Annotated in this window: 15 protein-coding genes; 9 read left to right on the top strand and 6 right to left on the bottom strand. The window is 40.3% G+C overall.

Going from position 1 to position 14,229, the window contains the following annotated elements:
• Positions 1–15: 15 nt before the first annotated feature.
• The 5 genes from NYE32_RS09390 to NYE32_RS09370 form a co-directional block, all read right to left on the bottom strand.
• Complete coding sequence (locus NYE32_RS09390; protein ID WP_037598511.1) at positions 16–1,038, bottom strand: NAD(P)H-dependent glycerol-3-phosphate dehydrogenase; 1,023 nt, start codon at positions 1,036–1,038, stop codon at positions 16–18.
• Positions 1,039–1,156: 118 nt separating this feature from the next.
• Positions 1,157–1,717 carry an MptD family putative ECF transporter S component gene (locus NYE32_RS09385; RefSeq protein ID WP_107372395.1) on the bottom strand — a complete coding sequence of 187 codons (561 nt, stop codon included), beginning with the start codon at positions 1,715–1,717 and terminating at the stop codon, positions 1,157–1,159.
• A gap of 8 nt (positions 1,718–1,725) precedes the next feature.
• Entirely contained in the window at positions 1,726–2,517 is a 792-nt protein-coding gene (locus NYE32_RS09380; RefSeq protein ID WP_037600086.1) for a formate/nitrite transporter family protein, read from the bottom strand.
• Positions 2,518–2,633: 116 nt separating this feature from the next.
• Positions 2,634–3,884 carry an NAD(P)H-dependent oxidoreductase gene (locus NYE32_RS09375; protein WP_002885631.1) on the bottom strand — a complete coding sequence of 417 codons (1,251 nt, stop codon included), beginning with the start codon at positions 3,882–3,884 and terminating at the stop codon, positions 2,634–2,636.
• Positions 3,885–3,902: 18 nt separating this feature from the next.
• Positions 3,903–4,505 carry an NADPH-dependent FMN reductase gene (locus NYE32_RS09370; protein WP_002886986.1) on the bottom strand — a complete coding sequence of 201 codons (603 nt, stop codon included), beginning with the start codon at positions 4,503–4,505 and terminating at the stop codon, positions 3,903–3,905.
• Positions 4,506–4,711: 206 nt separating this feature from the next.
• Between NYE32_RS09370 and NYE32_RS09365 the strand changes: the two genes are divergently transcribed.
• The 5 genes from NYE32_RS09365 to NYE32_RS09345 all read left to right on the top strand — a co-directional run bounded on the left by NYE32_RS09365 (position 4,712) and on the right by NYE32_RS09345 (position 8,426).
• Positions 4,712–5,158: a dUTP diphosphatase gene (locus NYE32_RS09365; protein ID WP_002886985.1), complete on the top strand. Its 447-nt coding sequence runs from the start codon at positions 4,712–4,714 to the stop codon at positions 5,156–5,158.
• Positions 5,159–5,167: 9 nt separating this feature from the next.
• Entirely contained in the window at positions 5,168–5,635 is a 468-nt protein-coding gene (locus NYE32_RS09360) for an isochorismatase family protein (RefSeq protein ID WP_060973054.1), read from the top strand.
• Positions 5,632–6,993 (top strand): DNA repair protein RadA, encoded by a 1,362-nt coding sequence (radA, locus tag NYE32_RS09355; protein WP_156685148.1) that lies wholly within the window; start codon positions 5,632–5,634, stop codon positions 6,991–6,993. Before NYE32_RS09360 ends, radA begins: the two co-directional genes overlap by 4 nt.
• An 88-nt stretch (positions 6,994–7,081) precedes the next feature.
• A complete protein-coding gene (locus NYE32_RS09350; protein ID WP_037598509.1) occupies positions 7,082–7,777 on the top strand; it encodes a TIGR00266 family protein in 696 nt (231 codons plus the stop codon).
• Between the two features lie 151 nt (positions 7,778–7,928).
• Positions 7,929–8,426: a carbonic anhydrase gene (locus NYE32_RS09345; protein WP_002886981.1), complete on the top strand. Its 498-nt coding sequence runs from the start codon at positions 7,929–7,931 to the stop codon at positions 8,424–8,426.
• Between the two features lie 94 nt (positions 8,427–8,520).
• Here the strand turns inward: NYE32_RS09345 and NYE32_RS09340 are convergent, their stop codons facing one another.
• Positions 8,521–8,874 (bottom strand): DUF3397 domain-containing protein, encoded by a 354-nt coding sequence (locus NYE32_RS09340; protein ID WP_060973052.1) that lies wholly within the window; start codon positions 8,872–8,874, stop codon positions 8,521–8,523.
• A 171-nt stretch (positions 8,875–9,045) separates the two neighbouring features.
• Here NYE32_RS09340 and rplK point away from each other — a divergent pair, with 171 nt between their 5' ends.
• From rplK to gltX, 4 genes are all read left to right on the top strand, one after another.
• Positions 9,046–9,471 carry a 50S ribosomal protein L11 gene (rplK, locus tag NYE32_RS09335; RefSeq protein WP_002885648.1) on the top strand — a complete coding sequence of 142 codons (426 nt, stop codon included), beginning with the start codon at positions 9,046–9,048 and terminating at the stop codon, positions 9,469–9,471.
• A 99-nt stretch (positions 9,472–9,570) separates the two neighbouring features.
• Entirely contained in the window at positions 9,571–10,260 is a 690-nt protein-coding gene (gene rplA, locus NYE32_RS09330) for a 50S ribosomal protein L1 (protein WP_037598508.1), read from the top strand.
• Positions 10,261–10,441: 181 nt separating this feature from the next.
• The gene (locus NYE32_RS09325) at positions 10,442–12,412 is read left to right on the top strand and encodes a peptide ABC transporter substrate-binding protein (RefSeq protein ID WP_073689646.1); all 1,971 of its coding nucleotides are present in this window, start codon (positions 10,442–10,444) and stop codon (positions 12,410–12,412) included.
• Positions 12,413–12,648: 236 nt separating this feature from the next.
• Positions 12,649–14,103: a glutamate--tRNA ligase gene (gene gltX / locus NYE32_RS09320; protein ID WP_049545214.1), complete on the top strand. Its 1,455-nt coding sequence runs from the start codon at positions 12,649–12,651 to the stop codon at positions 14,101–14,103.
• Positions 14,104–14,229: the final 126 nt, after the last annotated feature.

Here is a 14,229-nt window from a genome sequence, read left to right as displayed (position 1 = left end):
GAACTCCTTAGATTTTTATTTTTTATCCCATTCATTTTCAGAGCGCAATTCATTGGACATCATATTGAGAATAGATTCCTTGATATCAGCACCCTCATAGATAGATTTGTAGATTGCTGTTGTAATTGGCATGTAGACACCGAGTTCTTGGGCGATTTCGTAGGCAACCTTTGTGGTTGAAATACCTTCGATAACCATTCCCATGTTACGTTCAATGTCTTCTAGTTTTTCTCCACGACCGAGCGCATCCCCAGCACGCCAGTTACGTGAATGGATAGAAGTTCCTGTAACAATAAGGTCACCAACCCCAGATAGACCGCTGTAAGTCAAAGGATCGGCACCGAGTTTCACACCAAGACGAGTGATTTCTGCAAGTCCACGAGTAATAACGGCTGCCTTAGCATTGTCCCCATATCCCATACCGTGGAGGGCACCTGCACCTACCGCGATAATGTTTTTAAGAGCACCAGCTGTTTCAACACCAATCACATCTGAATTGGTGTAGAGGCGGAAGTAGTTATTACTAAAAATGCCTTGGACATAGCGTGCCACTTCAAGATCCTTAGATGCTGCTGTAATCAAAGTGATATCGCGAACGATAGTTTCTTCAGCGTGGCTTGGACCAGATACGACAACAATGTCACTGCGAAGTTCCTCAGGAATCTCTTCTTCAAGGATTGTTGAAAGACGTTCGTGTGTTCCAGGTTCCAATCCTTTTGAAGCATGCATGACAACAACCTTGTGGTCCAAAAGTTCGGCAACTTGTTTAGCAACTAAGCGAGTAACCTTGGTTGGAACAACAAAGAGAACAGCGTCGACACTATCTAGGGCTTCAGACAGTTCCTTGTAGGCTTTAATGTTTTCATCCAAAACCACATCCTTGAAGTAGCGGGTGTTGGTGTGTTTCTCGTTAATTTCATCAATTTGTTCAGGGATGTTTCCCCAAATACGGACCTCGTGTCCGTTGTCGTTGAGTACCTGAGCAAGGGCAGTTCCCCATGAACCAGGGCCCAAGACAGCGATTTTTTGTTTTTTCATCATTAGGTCTCCCTTTAGGTCCTTTCTAACAAAGTAGAAAAAGACTGTATTCTTTCTCATTATAACATAATAAAAGCATGTTTGTCTTGTACTCTCTGTTAGTAAGGCTGATGGCCATTTATTTTTTCAGCCAATTTTGGGCAATGTAGCCTCCAATGAGGGCAGCCATGAGCGTTCCTCCAATCAGGATTAAGACATGACTGCCTGTAAAGGGAACCATAACTTGATTGACATAATCTTGAGTTTTCCCTTTGGCCAGGAGCTGTGCGATATAAGTTTTGGGCGCAAGCCACATGGTGATAATGGGTGCTAAGTTCCCTAGGGAAAAAATCATATAGGAGAGTAGATTAAGTTTATTATTCTCATAGTTCCCTTTCTTAGCTAGAAAATCAGCGACAAGGCCGGCTAAAAAGCTAGGAAGAAAGGCTAGAACAAAGTGCCCAGAGGCAAAGAAGAAGAGGGACATAAAGATACCCAGACAGGTAATAGCTCCAAATTGTTTTGTCTTTCTGATAAGCCCCAAGTAGACCCAGCCTGCAAAGATAGCCGCTAAAGCAGGCGTATGATACATATTTTTGACTTTGAAAAAGATTAAATCAATGGCAACTGCAAGGGCTAGGCAAATAAAATAGAGTAGAATAGCTAGACTGGTTTGTTTGATGAATGTCTTTTGACGCATGAGGTCTCCTAATCAATGTGAGGTGTTTTAGTTTTATTGAGCCAAGAGTATGCCAAACCAATGAAAATACCTCCACCAATCCAGTTGCCGAAGAAAACGACTATCCACTGACGTAGAATATTTGCCAAAGTGAAATTATCCACAGCGTCACGCACACCGTTGAAACCGAGCAACATGAAAGAGGCAAAGTTAGCAATCAAGTGTTCATTAATTAAAAATACAAACATGAAGATAGCTGATAGCGCAATGAAAATCTTAGCAGATTCTTCTTTGAGGAGCATGTAGCCCAAGATGGCAATATTAACGAACATATTCGCTGTAATACCTTCTGTAAAGTTCATCCAATCTGTTTTTCCAAGCTTGGTTGAGACAGCAGTAACTAAGAAGCTCTTGTCAGTCAAATGTTGGAAAGAGAAGGATTGGTTGAAGAACCAGGCCAAGATAAGGGCACCGACAAAATTAAAGAAGGTACAGTAGAGGAGGATGGTACACACCTTGCTCCATTTGATTTTACCATAATAGGCACCACTGGTCAGGAACATCATGTTTGAAGTAGCCAACTCTCCATTGAATATGAGAACGAAGACCAGTCCGATGGCAAAGATAAAGGCAAAAACAAAACGAGAAAGGGCTGGAATACCTGTAGCGATAACATCCGCACCAATAATTCCTACAGCAGTCGACATGGTAAGATAAGCTCCTGCAAGCATAGAACGCAAGGCATAGCGCCCTAGACTTTCGTTAAAGAGCGCCTCTTTTTTAGCACAAGCAGCGAATACTTTTTCTTGAAATTGAGACATAGGTTTACCTCTAAAATATGTGGCATGGAGCATGGCAGATGCGCAAGCTCGAGTGAAACTTAATCTAGGATGACCATGAAAAAAAGTCAGGACAGTTGTCCCAACTTTTCCAAGTCTTAATATGAGGATGCTCCAGATGTGGCATCTGCGGCTGGGGCTGCGTCGCCACCATGACCACCCGCATCTGATGCACCAGATGTGGCGTCGCTACCGCCATGACTAGCTGCAGCTGGTGCAAAAGGACCGCTTCCTCCGACAAGGCGTTGACCAGTTGTTTCGAGATACCAGTCAAGCCATGGTTTAAAGTTAAAGACGATTTCATTGATTCCTGCATAAGAACCATCATCATAGTACATAGCCTGATAGTTATGCGTATTAATAACTCCTTCAGGTGACCCTGGAACAATCGTACGAACATATTCTTGGTTACCATTACGCAGTGTACCAATAACCCATTCCACATTTTTCATACGAGCTGGTGGAAGTGAGCCGTGAACAGTTGACATACGGCTACCAGATTGAGGTGGTACACGTTTGGCGAACATAGTATCAGGATCTTGATGGGCGTTATTGTAGTAGAGGAACTGGTTGTTGTCATCGGCATAGGTCAATTCAAATGGCATAGCCTTGAGGAACATGTCAATTTGATTAACCGTCAAAATACCGTGGTCCAATTTCACGTAGGTATCACCAGATACCGCACCAGTGATTTCAGCTACTTTTTCTACCCACTCTGGATCGTCAGGATCAACTTCGGTAACAGTTGTAGCGATTGGGTTGTTACAATCCAAGTCTTCAGGTTCAATTGGTTTTGGTTTTTTCAATTTAGAAACCACTCCTACATATTGGATGAAATTGTCTAAGCATTGTTCAAGGAAATTAATAGTACCTTCGTTAGTAATGTTCCCCTCAAGGTCAAAAGCTTCTTTAGCCTTTCCAAGCAAGAATTCATTACCTGGAAGTGTATAAGCATTAACACCAGGCGCTTCAAGGATTTTACGCAAATGCACTTGGGCACGTGAAGTTCCTTGGTCGTAGTAAGAAGCACCAACAATCATTACAGGCTTGTTTTCAAAAGGGTGCACTTCGAATGATAGCCACTCTAATACTGATTTAAGTGCTGCAGAGATAGTGTGGTTGTGCTCAGGTGTTGCAATGATGACACCGTCAGCGCGTGTAATTTTGTTATTAAGTAAGCGAAGTTGGAAACTTTCATCCCATTTTTCATCTTGGTTAAACATAGGGACTTCATCAATTTCCAAAACTTCAAGTTCAAATTTAATTTTAAAATGTCTTCTGATAAATTCGAGCAGTTTACGGTTATATGATTGATCATAATTTGCTCCAACGAGTCCAACAAATTTCATAGTTTATATTCTCCTGTCTTATAGGCTTTCCCAGTCGAAGTCTTCAGCTTCTTTATGTAATAACTCTGTAGCATGTGAGAGTTTACCAGTAATTTTGACGTAGAGACGGAAGTCATCGAAAATAGCATCTAATTTTTTGATGACATCGAGGTCAACTAAATCGCCGTTGCTATCAAAAGCTTGAAGGGAATGTGAAAGCAAGAATTCGTCTGGAAGCACATTAGCTTTGATTTCTGGAGCATTCAAAATTTGACGAAGTTGTAGCTGTGCACGAGAAGCTCCTAGAGTTCCATAAGATGCTCCTGTAATCATAACAGGCTTATTCAAAAGAGGGAAAACACCGTATGAGACCCAAGCTAAAGCATTCATGAGAACAGCTGGAATTGAGTGGTCATACTCAGGTGTTCCAATAATAACCCCATCAGCCTCATCGATTTTTTTAACGATTTCAAGGACACTTTCTGGCAATTGTTTGTTAGCGGGTTTGTTAAAGACAGGGAGGTCTTTGATTTCAACAAGTTCGATGTCTGCCTTATCTGCAAAATGTTTCTGAATATATTGCAATAATTGTCTATTAGTTGAACGTTTTGAATTCGTACCAACAAGTCCGATGAATTTCATGACAATTCTCCTTAAAAGTATTATATCTATTATTATGTTAGCGTTTTCCTGGTTAAAAGTCAATCTTCGTTTAATGAGAAAGTGATTAGACTATTACCTTTGTCATCTTATTTCGAATAGATTATAATGGGATAGATTTAAAAGTCTGAAGCTAGCATGGCTAGTTTTACAAGAATTAATTTATAGATGTATCGAAAGGAAAAATAATGACAAAAATTCGTGGATTTGAACTTGTATCAACCTATACCAATCAGGACTTGCTTCCAAAACGGGAGACAGCCCATGCAGCTGGCTACGACTTAAAGGTGGCAGAGCGCACAGTGATTGCACCAGGAGAAATCGTCCTCGTCCCAACTGGGGTCAAGGCTTATATGCAAGCGGGTGAGGTGCTATATCTTTATGATCGTTCTTCTAATCCTCGCAAAAAAGGTCTGGTCTTGATCAACTCTGTTGGAGTTATTGATGGCGATTACTATGGAAATCCAGGGAATGAGGGTCACATCTTCGCCCAGATGAAAAATATTACGGATCAGCCCGTGACTCTTGAAGTTGGCGAACGCATCGTTCAAGGTGTCTTTATGCCCTTCTTAATTGTAGATGGAGATGAAGCTGACGGTGTTCGTACAGGTGGTTTCGGATCGACAGGGAAATAGAGAAAGAATATGGCAGACTATTTATTAGTTGTAGATATGCAGTCAGACTATGTTGCTGTAGGAAAAGCATATCATGAAGAACTGACTGTAGCTGTAAATGACAAAATTGCCAGCTATCCCAGTGACCGGGTTATCTATATTCTCAATCGTTTTTTCTGGGAGAGAAAAGATAGAAAGAAGAAATTTGCGACCGGCTTGCTGCTTGCATCTTCTCGTATCTTTGAGAAGCGTCGGGCTTCTTGCTTTACCAATCTGGATTTAAAAGAGTTTCTGGAGGGGAATGCTGCTAAAAGCTTAGAGTTTATAGGGGTAGATGGCAATGGCTGTGTCAAGGCTTCCATTTTGGCAGCTGTCAAGGAGAATTATCAGGTTTCTGTTGATTTGTCCGCTGTCGGAGTTGCCAACCAGAAGAAATTAAAAAAAACATTGCATAAGTGGCATTCTGTCGGAGTAATCGTAGAAGGAGAATTATCATAGCAAAGAAAAAATCAACTTTTGTTTGTCGAGAATGTGGCTACAATTCACCCAAATATCTAGGGCGCTGTCCCAACTGTTCTTCTTGGTCCTCTTTTGAAGAAGAGGTTGAGGTGCAGGAGGTGAAAAATGCCCGTGTCAGTTTGACGGGTGAAAAGTCTAAACCAACTAAATTAAAAGAAGTATCCTCAATCAATTATGCCCGCATAAAGACTGATATGGACGAGTTTAACCGTGTTTTAGGTGGCGGTGTGGTTCCGGGCAGTCTGGTTCTTATTGGAGGAGATCCAGGGATAGGGAAATCAACCCTCCTCTTACAGGTGTCAATGCAACTGGCTAACAAGGGTACGGTCCTCTATGTATCTGGAGAAGAATCTGCCGAGCAAATCAAATTGCGGAGCGAACGTTTAGGTGATATTGATAACGAATTTTATCTTTATGCTGAGACCAATATGCAAGCGGTTCGCAGTCAAGTAGAGACCATCAAACCTGATTTCCTCATTATCGACTCTATTCAGACCATCATGAGTCCAGAGATTTCTGGCGTTCAAGGTTCTGTATCTCAGGTTCGTGAAGTCACTGCTGAACTCATGCAGATTGCTAAAACCAATAACATTGCCACTTTTATTGTTGGACATGTGACCAAGGAGGGACAACTGGCTGGGCCACGTATGTTGGAACACATGGTGGATACGGTACTCTATTTTGAGGGGGAACGTCATCATACCTTCCGTATTTTACGAGCAGTCAAAAACCGTTTTGGTTCAACCAATGAGATTGGGATTTTTGAGATGCAGTCTGGTGGTTTGGTAGAAGTGCTAAACCCTAGCCAGGTTTTCTTAGAGGAACGCCTAGACGGTGCCACAGGTTCTGCCATTGTTGTGACAATGGAAGGTAGCAGACCTATCTTAGCTGAAGTTCAAGCCTTGGTGACACCAACCGTCTTTGGTAATGCCAAGCGGACAACGACGGGACTGGACTTTAACCGTGTCAGCCTCATTATGGCTGTTTTAGAGAAACGTTGTGGCCTTCTTCTCCAAAATCAAGATGCCTATCTCAAATCGGCTGGTGGTGTCAAATTGGACGAGCCAGCTATTGACCTTGCTGTAGCCGTTGCGATTGCTTCTAGTTACAAGGAGCTTCCAACCAATCCACAAGAAGCTTTCATAGGAGAAATTGGGTTGACTGGAGAGATTCGCCGAGTAACTCGCATTGAACAGCGTATTAATGAGGCTGCTAAATTAGGTTTTACTAAGATTTATGCTCCTAAAAATTCGCTTCATGGCATGAAGATTCCAGAAGGTATCCAGATCATTGGGGTCACGACGGTAGGAGAAGTACTCAAAAAAGTCTTTTCTTAAAAAAATGCCTCAAAGCCAGAATTTGGAAGCGCTTGCAAAAATACCTGTTCGATGCTATACTTTTCTTAAGAATAGGGAGGTATTTATTATGCAATTTTTTACAGACAGCAACATGCAGTTCCCTTTAGTAGAGTTATCTCTTAATCAAGGTGAAACAGTCTTTATCCAGCGTGGCAGTATGGTATATCACACACCGAATGTGACACTGAGTACCAAATTAAATGCCAGTGGATCAGGTTTAGGTCGCTTTGTAAAAGCAGTTGGGCGTTCAATGGTTTCGGGCGAAAGTAGCTTTATTACTCAGGTTGTCTCGCAGTCCAATAATGGCTATATAGCCTTGGCCCCTGATTCTCCAGGTCAAGTGATTCCACTTTATTTAGGTGAAAAACAGTACCGACTCAACGACGGTGCCTTTCTAGCACTTGATGGCACAGCTTACTATACAATGGAGCTCCAGTCTGTTGGTAAGGCTCTTTTTGGTGGTCAGGGTGGTTTCTTTGTAATGACTACCCAAGGCCAAGGAACTCTCTTGGCAAATGCTTACGGCTCTATTAAAAAAATTGAGCTAAACAATCAAGAAGTGACTATTGATAATGCTCATGTCGTTGCCTGGAGTCAGACACTTGATTATAATATTCACCTGGAAAATGGTTTCTGGCAGTCTATTGGGACAGGAGAGGGTGTTGTTAATACCTTTAGAGGAACAGGTGAAATTTATGTTCAAAGTCTCAATCTTCAAACCTTTGCAGGCTTGCTTAATAGATACTTGCCAAAACGTTCATAATATAAATTGAAGGAGGATGGATGCTTGTTAGCATTTATTCTCCTTTTTTATGTTGCGGACTCAATAGCTGACAAGTTAATAAAAAGATGATAAGATAGTGTGTAAATAATTTGATAGTCAAATTATTTTCTTCATTAGAAAGTGAGTTATTATGTCTTATTTTGAAAACTTTCTCAATGCCAACAAAGCCTATGTTGACCTCCACGGGACAGCCCATCTTCCCTTGAAACCAAAGACTAAGGTGGCTATTGTGACTTGTATGGATTCACGCCTTCACGTTGCTCAGGCCTTGGGGTTGGCCCTAGGTGACGCTCATATTTTGCGTAATGCGGGTGGTCGTGTGACGGAAGATATGATTCGTTCTTTGGTCATTTCTCAACAACAGATGGGGACACGAGAAATCGTAGTTCTTCACCATACAGATTGTGGTGCTCAGACCTTTAAGAACGATGAGTTTACCGCCTATCTCAATAAAGAACTTGGTGTTGATGTTTCTGATCAAGATTTTCTTCCATTCACAGATGTAGAAGAGAGTGTTCGTGAAGATATGGCCATTCTTCGTCAGTCACCGCTTATCCCTGAGGATGTTATCATCTCCGGTGCGGTTTATGATGTAGATACTGGTCGAATGACTCAAGTTCAACCCTAATACCGAAAAGTTAAGCAGGCAAGGTTGCCTGCTTTTTTCATGGTTTGACATAAAAAACTCAGCACACAATAAATCTGCTGAGTTAATCTAGTTCTTAAGAAACAATAAAAATGAGAATCACGGTCCCCAAATAGAAAAGACTGGTGATAAAAAAGCTGATACGCCAGAACAACTTAAGAAAACGTTTAAATTTAAAGGATTGTGTTTTTCTCAGCATTTGAATCGTGATAATTATAGCCGCCAAGGATAATAAAATGGTGATGTAAGGCAAAAAGCTATGGGTAAAGAAACGGGCTGACACAGCAACTAGCTCAATAAAATAAAGAGGGAAGGTAAGGTCAGCAAAATTAAGCCCGAGGTATTTTAAACTGAAGAAGCGGTGGATAATAAAAGCAAAGATAGGTGTTAGAATCAAAAATGCTATAGCAAAGAATTTATATAGAATCATAAGTCTATTTTACCTCGAAAAGCCCTTTATGTAAATTTTTTCCTAAACTTAATAAGAAATTCTTGCATCTAAAAAGAATTTCTGTATAATAGATAAGGTATGTAAAAACATACTTGTGGGAGGTAACAAAACTTACTTACCGCCAAAACCACAATAGGAGGAAATTACAAAATGGCTAAAAAAGTCGAAAACATCGTAAAACTTCAGATTCCTGCTGGTAAAGCGACTCCAGCTCCACCAGTTGGACCAGCTCTTGGTCAAGCCGGAATCAACATCATGGGATTCACTAAAGAGTTTAACGCTCGTACAGCTGACCAAGCTGGTATGATCATCCCAGTTGTTATCTCTGTGTATGAAGATAAATCATTTGATTTCATCACTAAAACACCACCAGCTGCTGTTCTTTTGAAAAAAGCTGCAGGTGTTGAAAAAGGTTCAGGTACTCCAAACTCAGTTAAAGTTGCTTCAGTAACTCGTGCACAAGTACAAGAAATTGCTGAAACTAAAATGCCTGACTTGAACGCTGCAAACATCGAATCAGCTATGCGTATGATCGAAGGTACTGCACGTTCAATGGGATTCACTGTTACTGACTAATTCAGTTAACAAGAAAACCACAGACGTCGTCTCACTTCGCTGAGTGACGTGGAAGATGAAAGTCGTTATGACCACATTACACAAGGAGAAATAATTAACATGGCTAAAAAAAGCAAACAAATGCGTGCTGCTCTTGAGAAAATCGACAGCACAAAAGCTTACAGCGTAGAAGAAGCTGTAGCTCTTGCACAAGAAACTAACTTCGCAAAATTTGATGCTACTGTTGAAGTATCATACAACCTTAACATCGACGTTAAGAAAGCTGACCAACAAATCCGTGGAGCAATGGTATTGCCAAACGGTACTGGTAAAACTCAACGCGTTCTTGTATTTGCTCGTGGTGCTAAAGCTGAAGAAGCTAAAGCAGCAGGTGCTGACTTCGTTGGTGAAGACGAACTCGTTGCTAAAATCAACGGTGGATGGCTTGACTTTGACGTTGTTGTTGCAACACCAGACATGATGGCAATCGTTGGTCGTCTTGGACGTGTCCTTGGACCACGTAACTTGATGCCAAACCCTAAAACTGGTACAGTAACTATGGACGTTGCTAAAGCAGTTGAAGAGTCTAAAGGTGGTAAAATCACTTACCGTGCTGATAAAGCAGGTAACGTACAAGCTATCATCGGTAAAGTTTCATTCGAAACTGAAAAATTGGTTGAAAACTTCAAAGCATTTAACGATGCAATCCAAAAAGCTAAACCAGCTACAGCGAAAGGTGCTTACATCACAAACCTTTCAATTACTACTACACAAGGTGCTGGTATCAAAGTTGATCCTAACTCATTGTAAGAGTAGTAAAGGGCCTATCTTCGGATAGGCTTTTTTCTTGCTCTAAACACGAAATTTGAGTAGAAAATAAAAAATATTCAGAAAGTAGTGTTGCTTTTTCGAATTTATGGTATAATTTAAACGTATACACATAATTATTGATTTTTGAATTTTTTACGTTGCAAATTTAAGGAGGCAATGAATGAAAAAGAGTAAGGTATTTTTACTGGCAGCCGTAGGCCTGTTATCTGTAGGTGTTTTAACGGCTTGCTCGTCATCAAGTAAGACGTCTGGTAAGACTTATAATTATGTCTACGGTGGCGATCCTGCAACCCTAGACTATGTTTCTACAAATAAGAAAAATATGACGACAGCCGTTAGTAACGGTGTTGATGGTTTGTTTGAAAATGACCAATACGGGAATCTAAAACCTTCTGTCGCTGAAAACTGGTCTGTTTCTCAAGATGGTTTGACCTATACTTACAAGATTCGTAAGGGTATCAAATGGTACACTTCAGACGGCGAAGAATATGCCAATGTAACAGCTAAAGACTTTGTGACAGGACTTAAGCATGCTGCGGATACAAATTCTGAAGCGATTTATTTGCTACAAAACTCAGTTAAGGGCTTGAATGATTACCTTTCAGGTGCCAACAAGGACTTTTCAAATGTAGGTATCAAGGCTGTTGATGATTACACCTTGCAATATACGCTTAGTCAACCAGAACCTTATTGGAATTCAAAATTGACCTACTCTGTTACTTGGCCTGTTAATGGAGAATTCTTGAAATCTAAAGGTAAAGACTTTGGTAAGTCAACAGATCCGACTTCTATTCTCTATAACGGTCCATACCTTCTTAAATCTTTGACAACGAAATCATCTATTGAGTTCACCAAGAATGAAAACTATTGGGATAAGGATAATGTCTACTTTGATACAGTTAAATTGACTTATGATGATGGTACAGACCAAGAATCCTTGGAACGTAACTTCACAGATGGAGTCTATAACTTAGCTCGTCTATACCCAACTAGTTCAAACTATTCTAAAGTTGAAAAACAGTACAAAGACAATATTTTCTATACACAACCTGGAGCAGCTGTAGAAGGTGTCGGTATTAATATCGATCGTCAAACTTATGGTCATACATCTAAAGAAAATGACCAGCAAAAGACATCAACTAAGACAGCTCTTCTTAACAAAGATTTCCGTCAAGCATTAGGTTTTGCTATTGACCGTACGAATTATGCTGCACAACTTAACGGTAAAGAGGGTGGTAGTACTGCCGTTCGTAATATCTATGTTAAACCAGACTTTGTTCAAGCAGATGGTAAAGATTTCGGAACTATGGTAATGGATCAATTACCAAGCTATGGTGATGAGTGGTCTGGTGTGAATCTTGCAGATAGTCAAGATGGTCTTTATAATCCAGAAAAAGCTAAGGCTGAATTTGCTAAAGCTAAAGAAGCTCTTCAAGCAGAAGGGGTTCAGTTCCCAATCCATTTGGATGTTCCTGTCAATCAGTCAAATAAAATCTTTGTGAATCAAGTGCAGTCACTTAAACAATCTATTGAATCCGCTCTTGGAAAAGATAATGTTGTACTTGATCTTCACCAATTGTCAACTGATGATTTCTATAATATTACATACTCTGCTTCAAATGCAGCTGCAGAGGATTGGGACTTGTCAGTAGGTGTGGCTTGGGAGCCTGATTACCTTGATCCATCAACTTATCTTGATGTCTTGAAGACTACAAATAGTGAAAATACTAAATCTTTCATGGGTTATGATGATCCAAATAGTCAAGCGGTTCAAAAAGTAGGTCTTAAAGAATATGACCAATTGGTTGATGATGCTTCTAAGGAAACAACAGACTTGACGGCTCGTTATGAAAAATATGCAAAAGCTCAGGCATGGTTGACGGATAGTGCACTTTATATCCCAACGACTACTTATAATGGTGCAGCCGCTGTAATTTCTCGTATTAAGCCATTCTCAGGAGCATATGCTCAAGCTGGTGATAAAGGTTCTACATACTACTTCAAGTATCTTAAATCTCAAGATGATATTGTAACTAAGAAACAATACGACTCAGCTTATAAAGATTGGCTTAAAGAAAGAGCGAAATCTAATGACAAAGCTCAAAAAGATCTTGCCAAACACGTTAAGTAATCTATCGAAAACGTCTACCTTTAGGTAGTCGTTTTTTTAACAAAATTTCTCGAACCACCCCTAGATTGTGATATAATAAGAAAGATTGGTACTCGCTTCTAGATTTTTATTTGGAAAGTTTGGGGGATAGAGTTGCCTACTGGTACTTATCGTCTTAAGGTTGTTCCAAAGGGAAGGACTTTAGGCTTAATAGGTATCCAAAGACTGAAGAATGAAACATAAAAAGGAGATTTATCTTGGCTAAAGATATCCGCGTTCGTTACGCACCAAGTCCAACAGGACTTCTACACATTGGTAATGCCCGTACAGCATTGTTTAATTACCTCTATGCACGTCATCATGGCGGTACTTTCATTATCCGTATTGAAGATACTGACCGTAAACGTCACGTTGAAGATGGTGAGCGTTCACAGCTTGATAACTTGCGTTGGTTGGGGATTGACTGGGATGAAAGTCCTGAAACACATGCAAATTATCGTCAATCAGAGCGTTTGCCACTTTACCAAAAATATATTGATCAACTTTTGGCAGAAGGTAAAGCCTATAAGTCATATGTAACTGAAGAAGAGTTGGCTGCAGAGCGCGAACGTCAAGAAGCAGCAGGTGAAACACCTCGTTATATTAACGAGTTCCTTGGTATGACTGAAGAAGAAAAAGCTACCTACATCGCAGAACGTGAAGCGGCAGGTATTGTTCCTACAGTTCGTTTGGCGGTTAATGAGTCAGGAATTTATAAATGGCATGATATCGTTAAGGGAGATATCGAATTTGAAGGTGGCAATATCGGTGGCGATTGGGTTATCCAGAAGAAAGATGGTTACCCAACTTACAACTTTGCGGTAGTTATTGATGACCACGATATGCAAATCTCACACGTTATCCGTGGAGATGACCATATTGCCAATACACCAAAACAACTCATGGTTTATGAAGCTCTTGGCTGGGAAGCACCTGAGTTTGGACACATGACCCTTATCATCAATTCTGAAACTGGTAAGAAGTTGTCTAAGCGTGATACTAACACCCTTCAGTTTATCGAAGACTACCGTAAAAAAGGTTACCTTCCAGAAGCAGTCTTTAACTTCATTGCTCTTCTTGGTTGGAATCCTGGCGGTGAAGACGAAATCTTTTCTCGTGAAGAACTCATTAAACTTTTTGATGAAAACCGTCTAAGTAAGTCACCAGCGGCCTTTGATCAGAAGAAATTGGATTGGATGAGTAACGACTACATTAAGAATGCAGATTTCGATAAGGTCTTTGCTCTTTGCAAACCTTTCTTGGAAGAAGCTGGTCGTTTAACAGATAAAGCTGAAAAATTAGTGGAACTCTACAAACCACAAATGACAGCTGCAGAAGAAATTGTCCCTCTTACAGATCTCTTCTTTGAAGATTTCCCAGAATTGACAGATGCTGAAAAAGAAGTTATGGCTGGTGAAACAGTACCAACAGTACTTGAGGCTTTTAAAGCCAAACTCGAAGCTATGTCTGATGATGAGTTTGTTGTTGAAAACATTTTCCCTCAGATTAAGGCTGTTCAAAAAGAAACAGGAATCAAAGGGAAAAACCTTTTCATGCCAATCCGTATTGCTGTTTCAGGAGAAATGCACGGTCCAGAATTGCCAGACACTATTTTCTTGCTCGGTCGTGAAAAATCAATCAAACATATTGATCAAGTTCTTGCAACATTATAAAAACAAACCCAACAATTGTTGGGTTTTCGAATGCACATAAACAATGTATCAGCAATTAATGGGGTATTACTAAGAGTGTATTTGTAATATAATGATGATATTTCGTAATCATATCATCATTTTCAA

Source organism: Streptococcus sp. FSL R7-0248 (assembly GCF_037967965.1).
GTDB lineage: Bacteria > Bacillota > Bacilli > Lactobacillales > Streptococcaceae > Streptococcus.
Note: the sequence above shows the minus strand (reverse complement) of the source record. Positions and strands in the feature narration are given on the sequence as shown.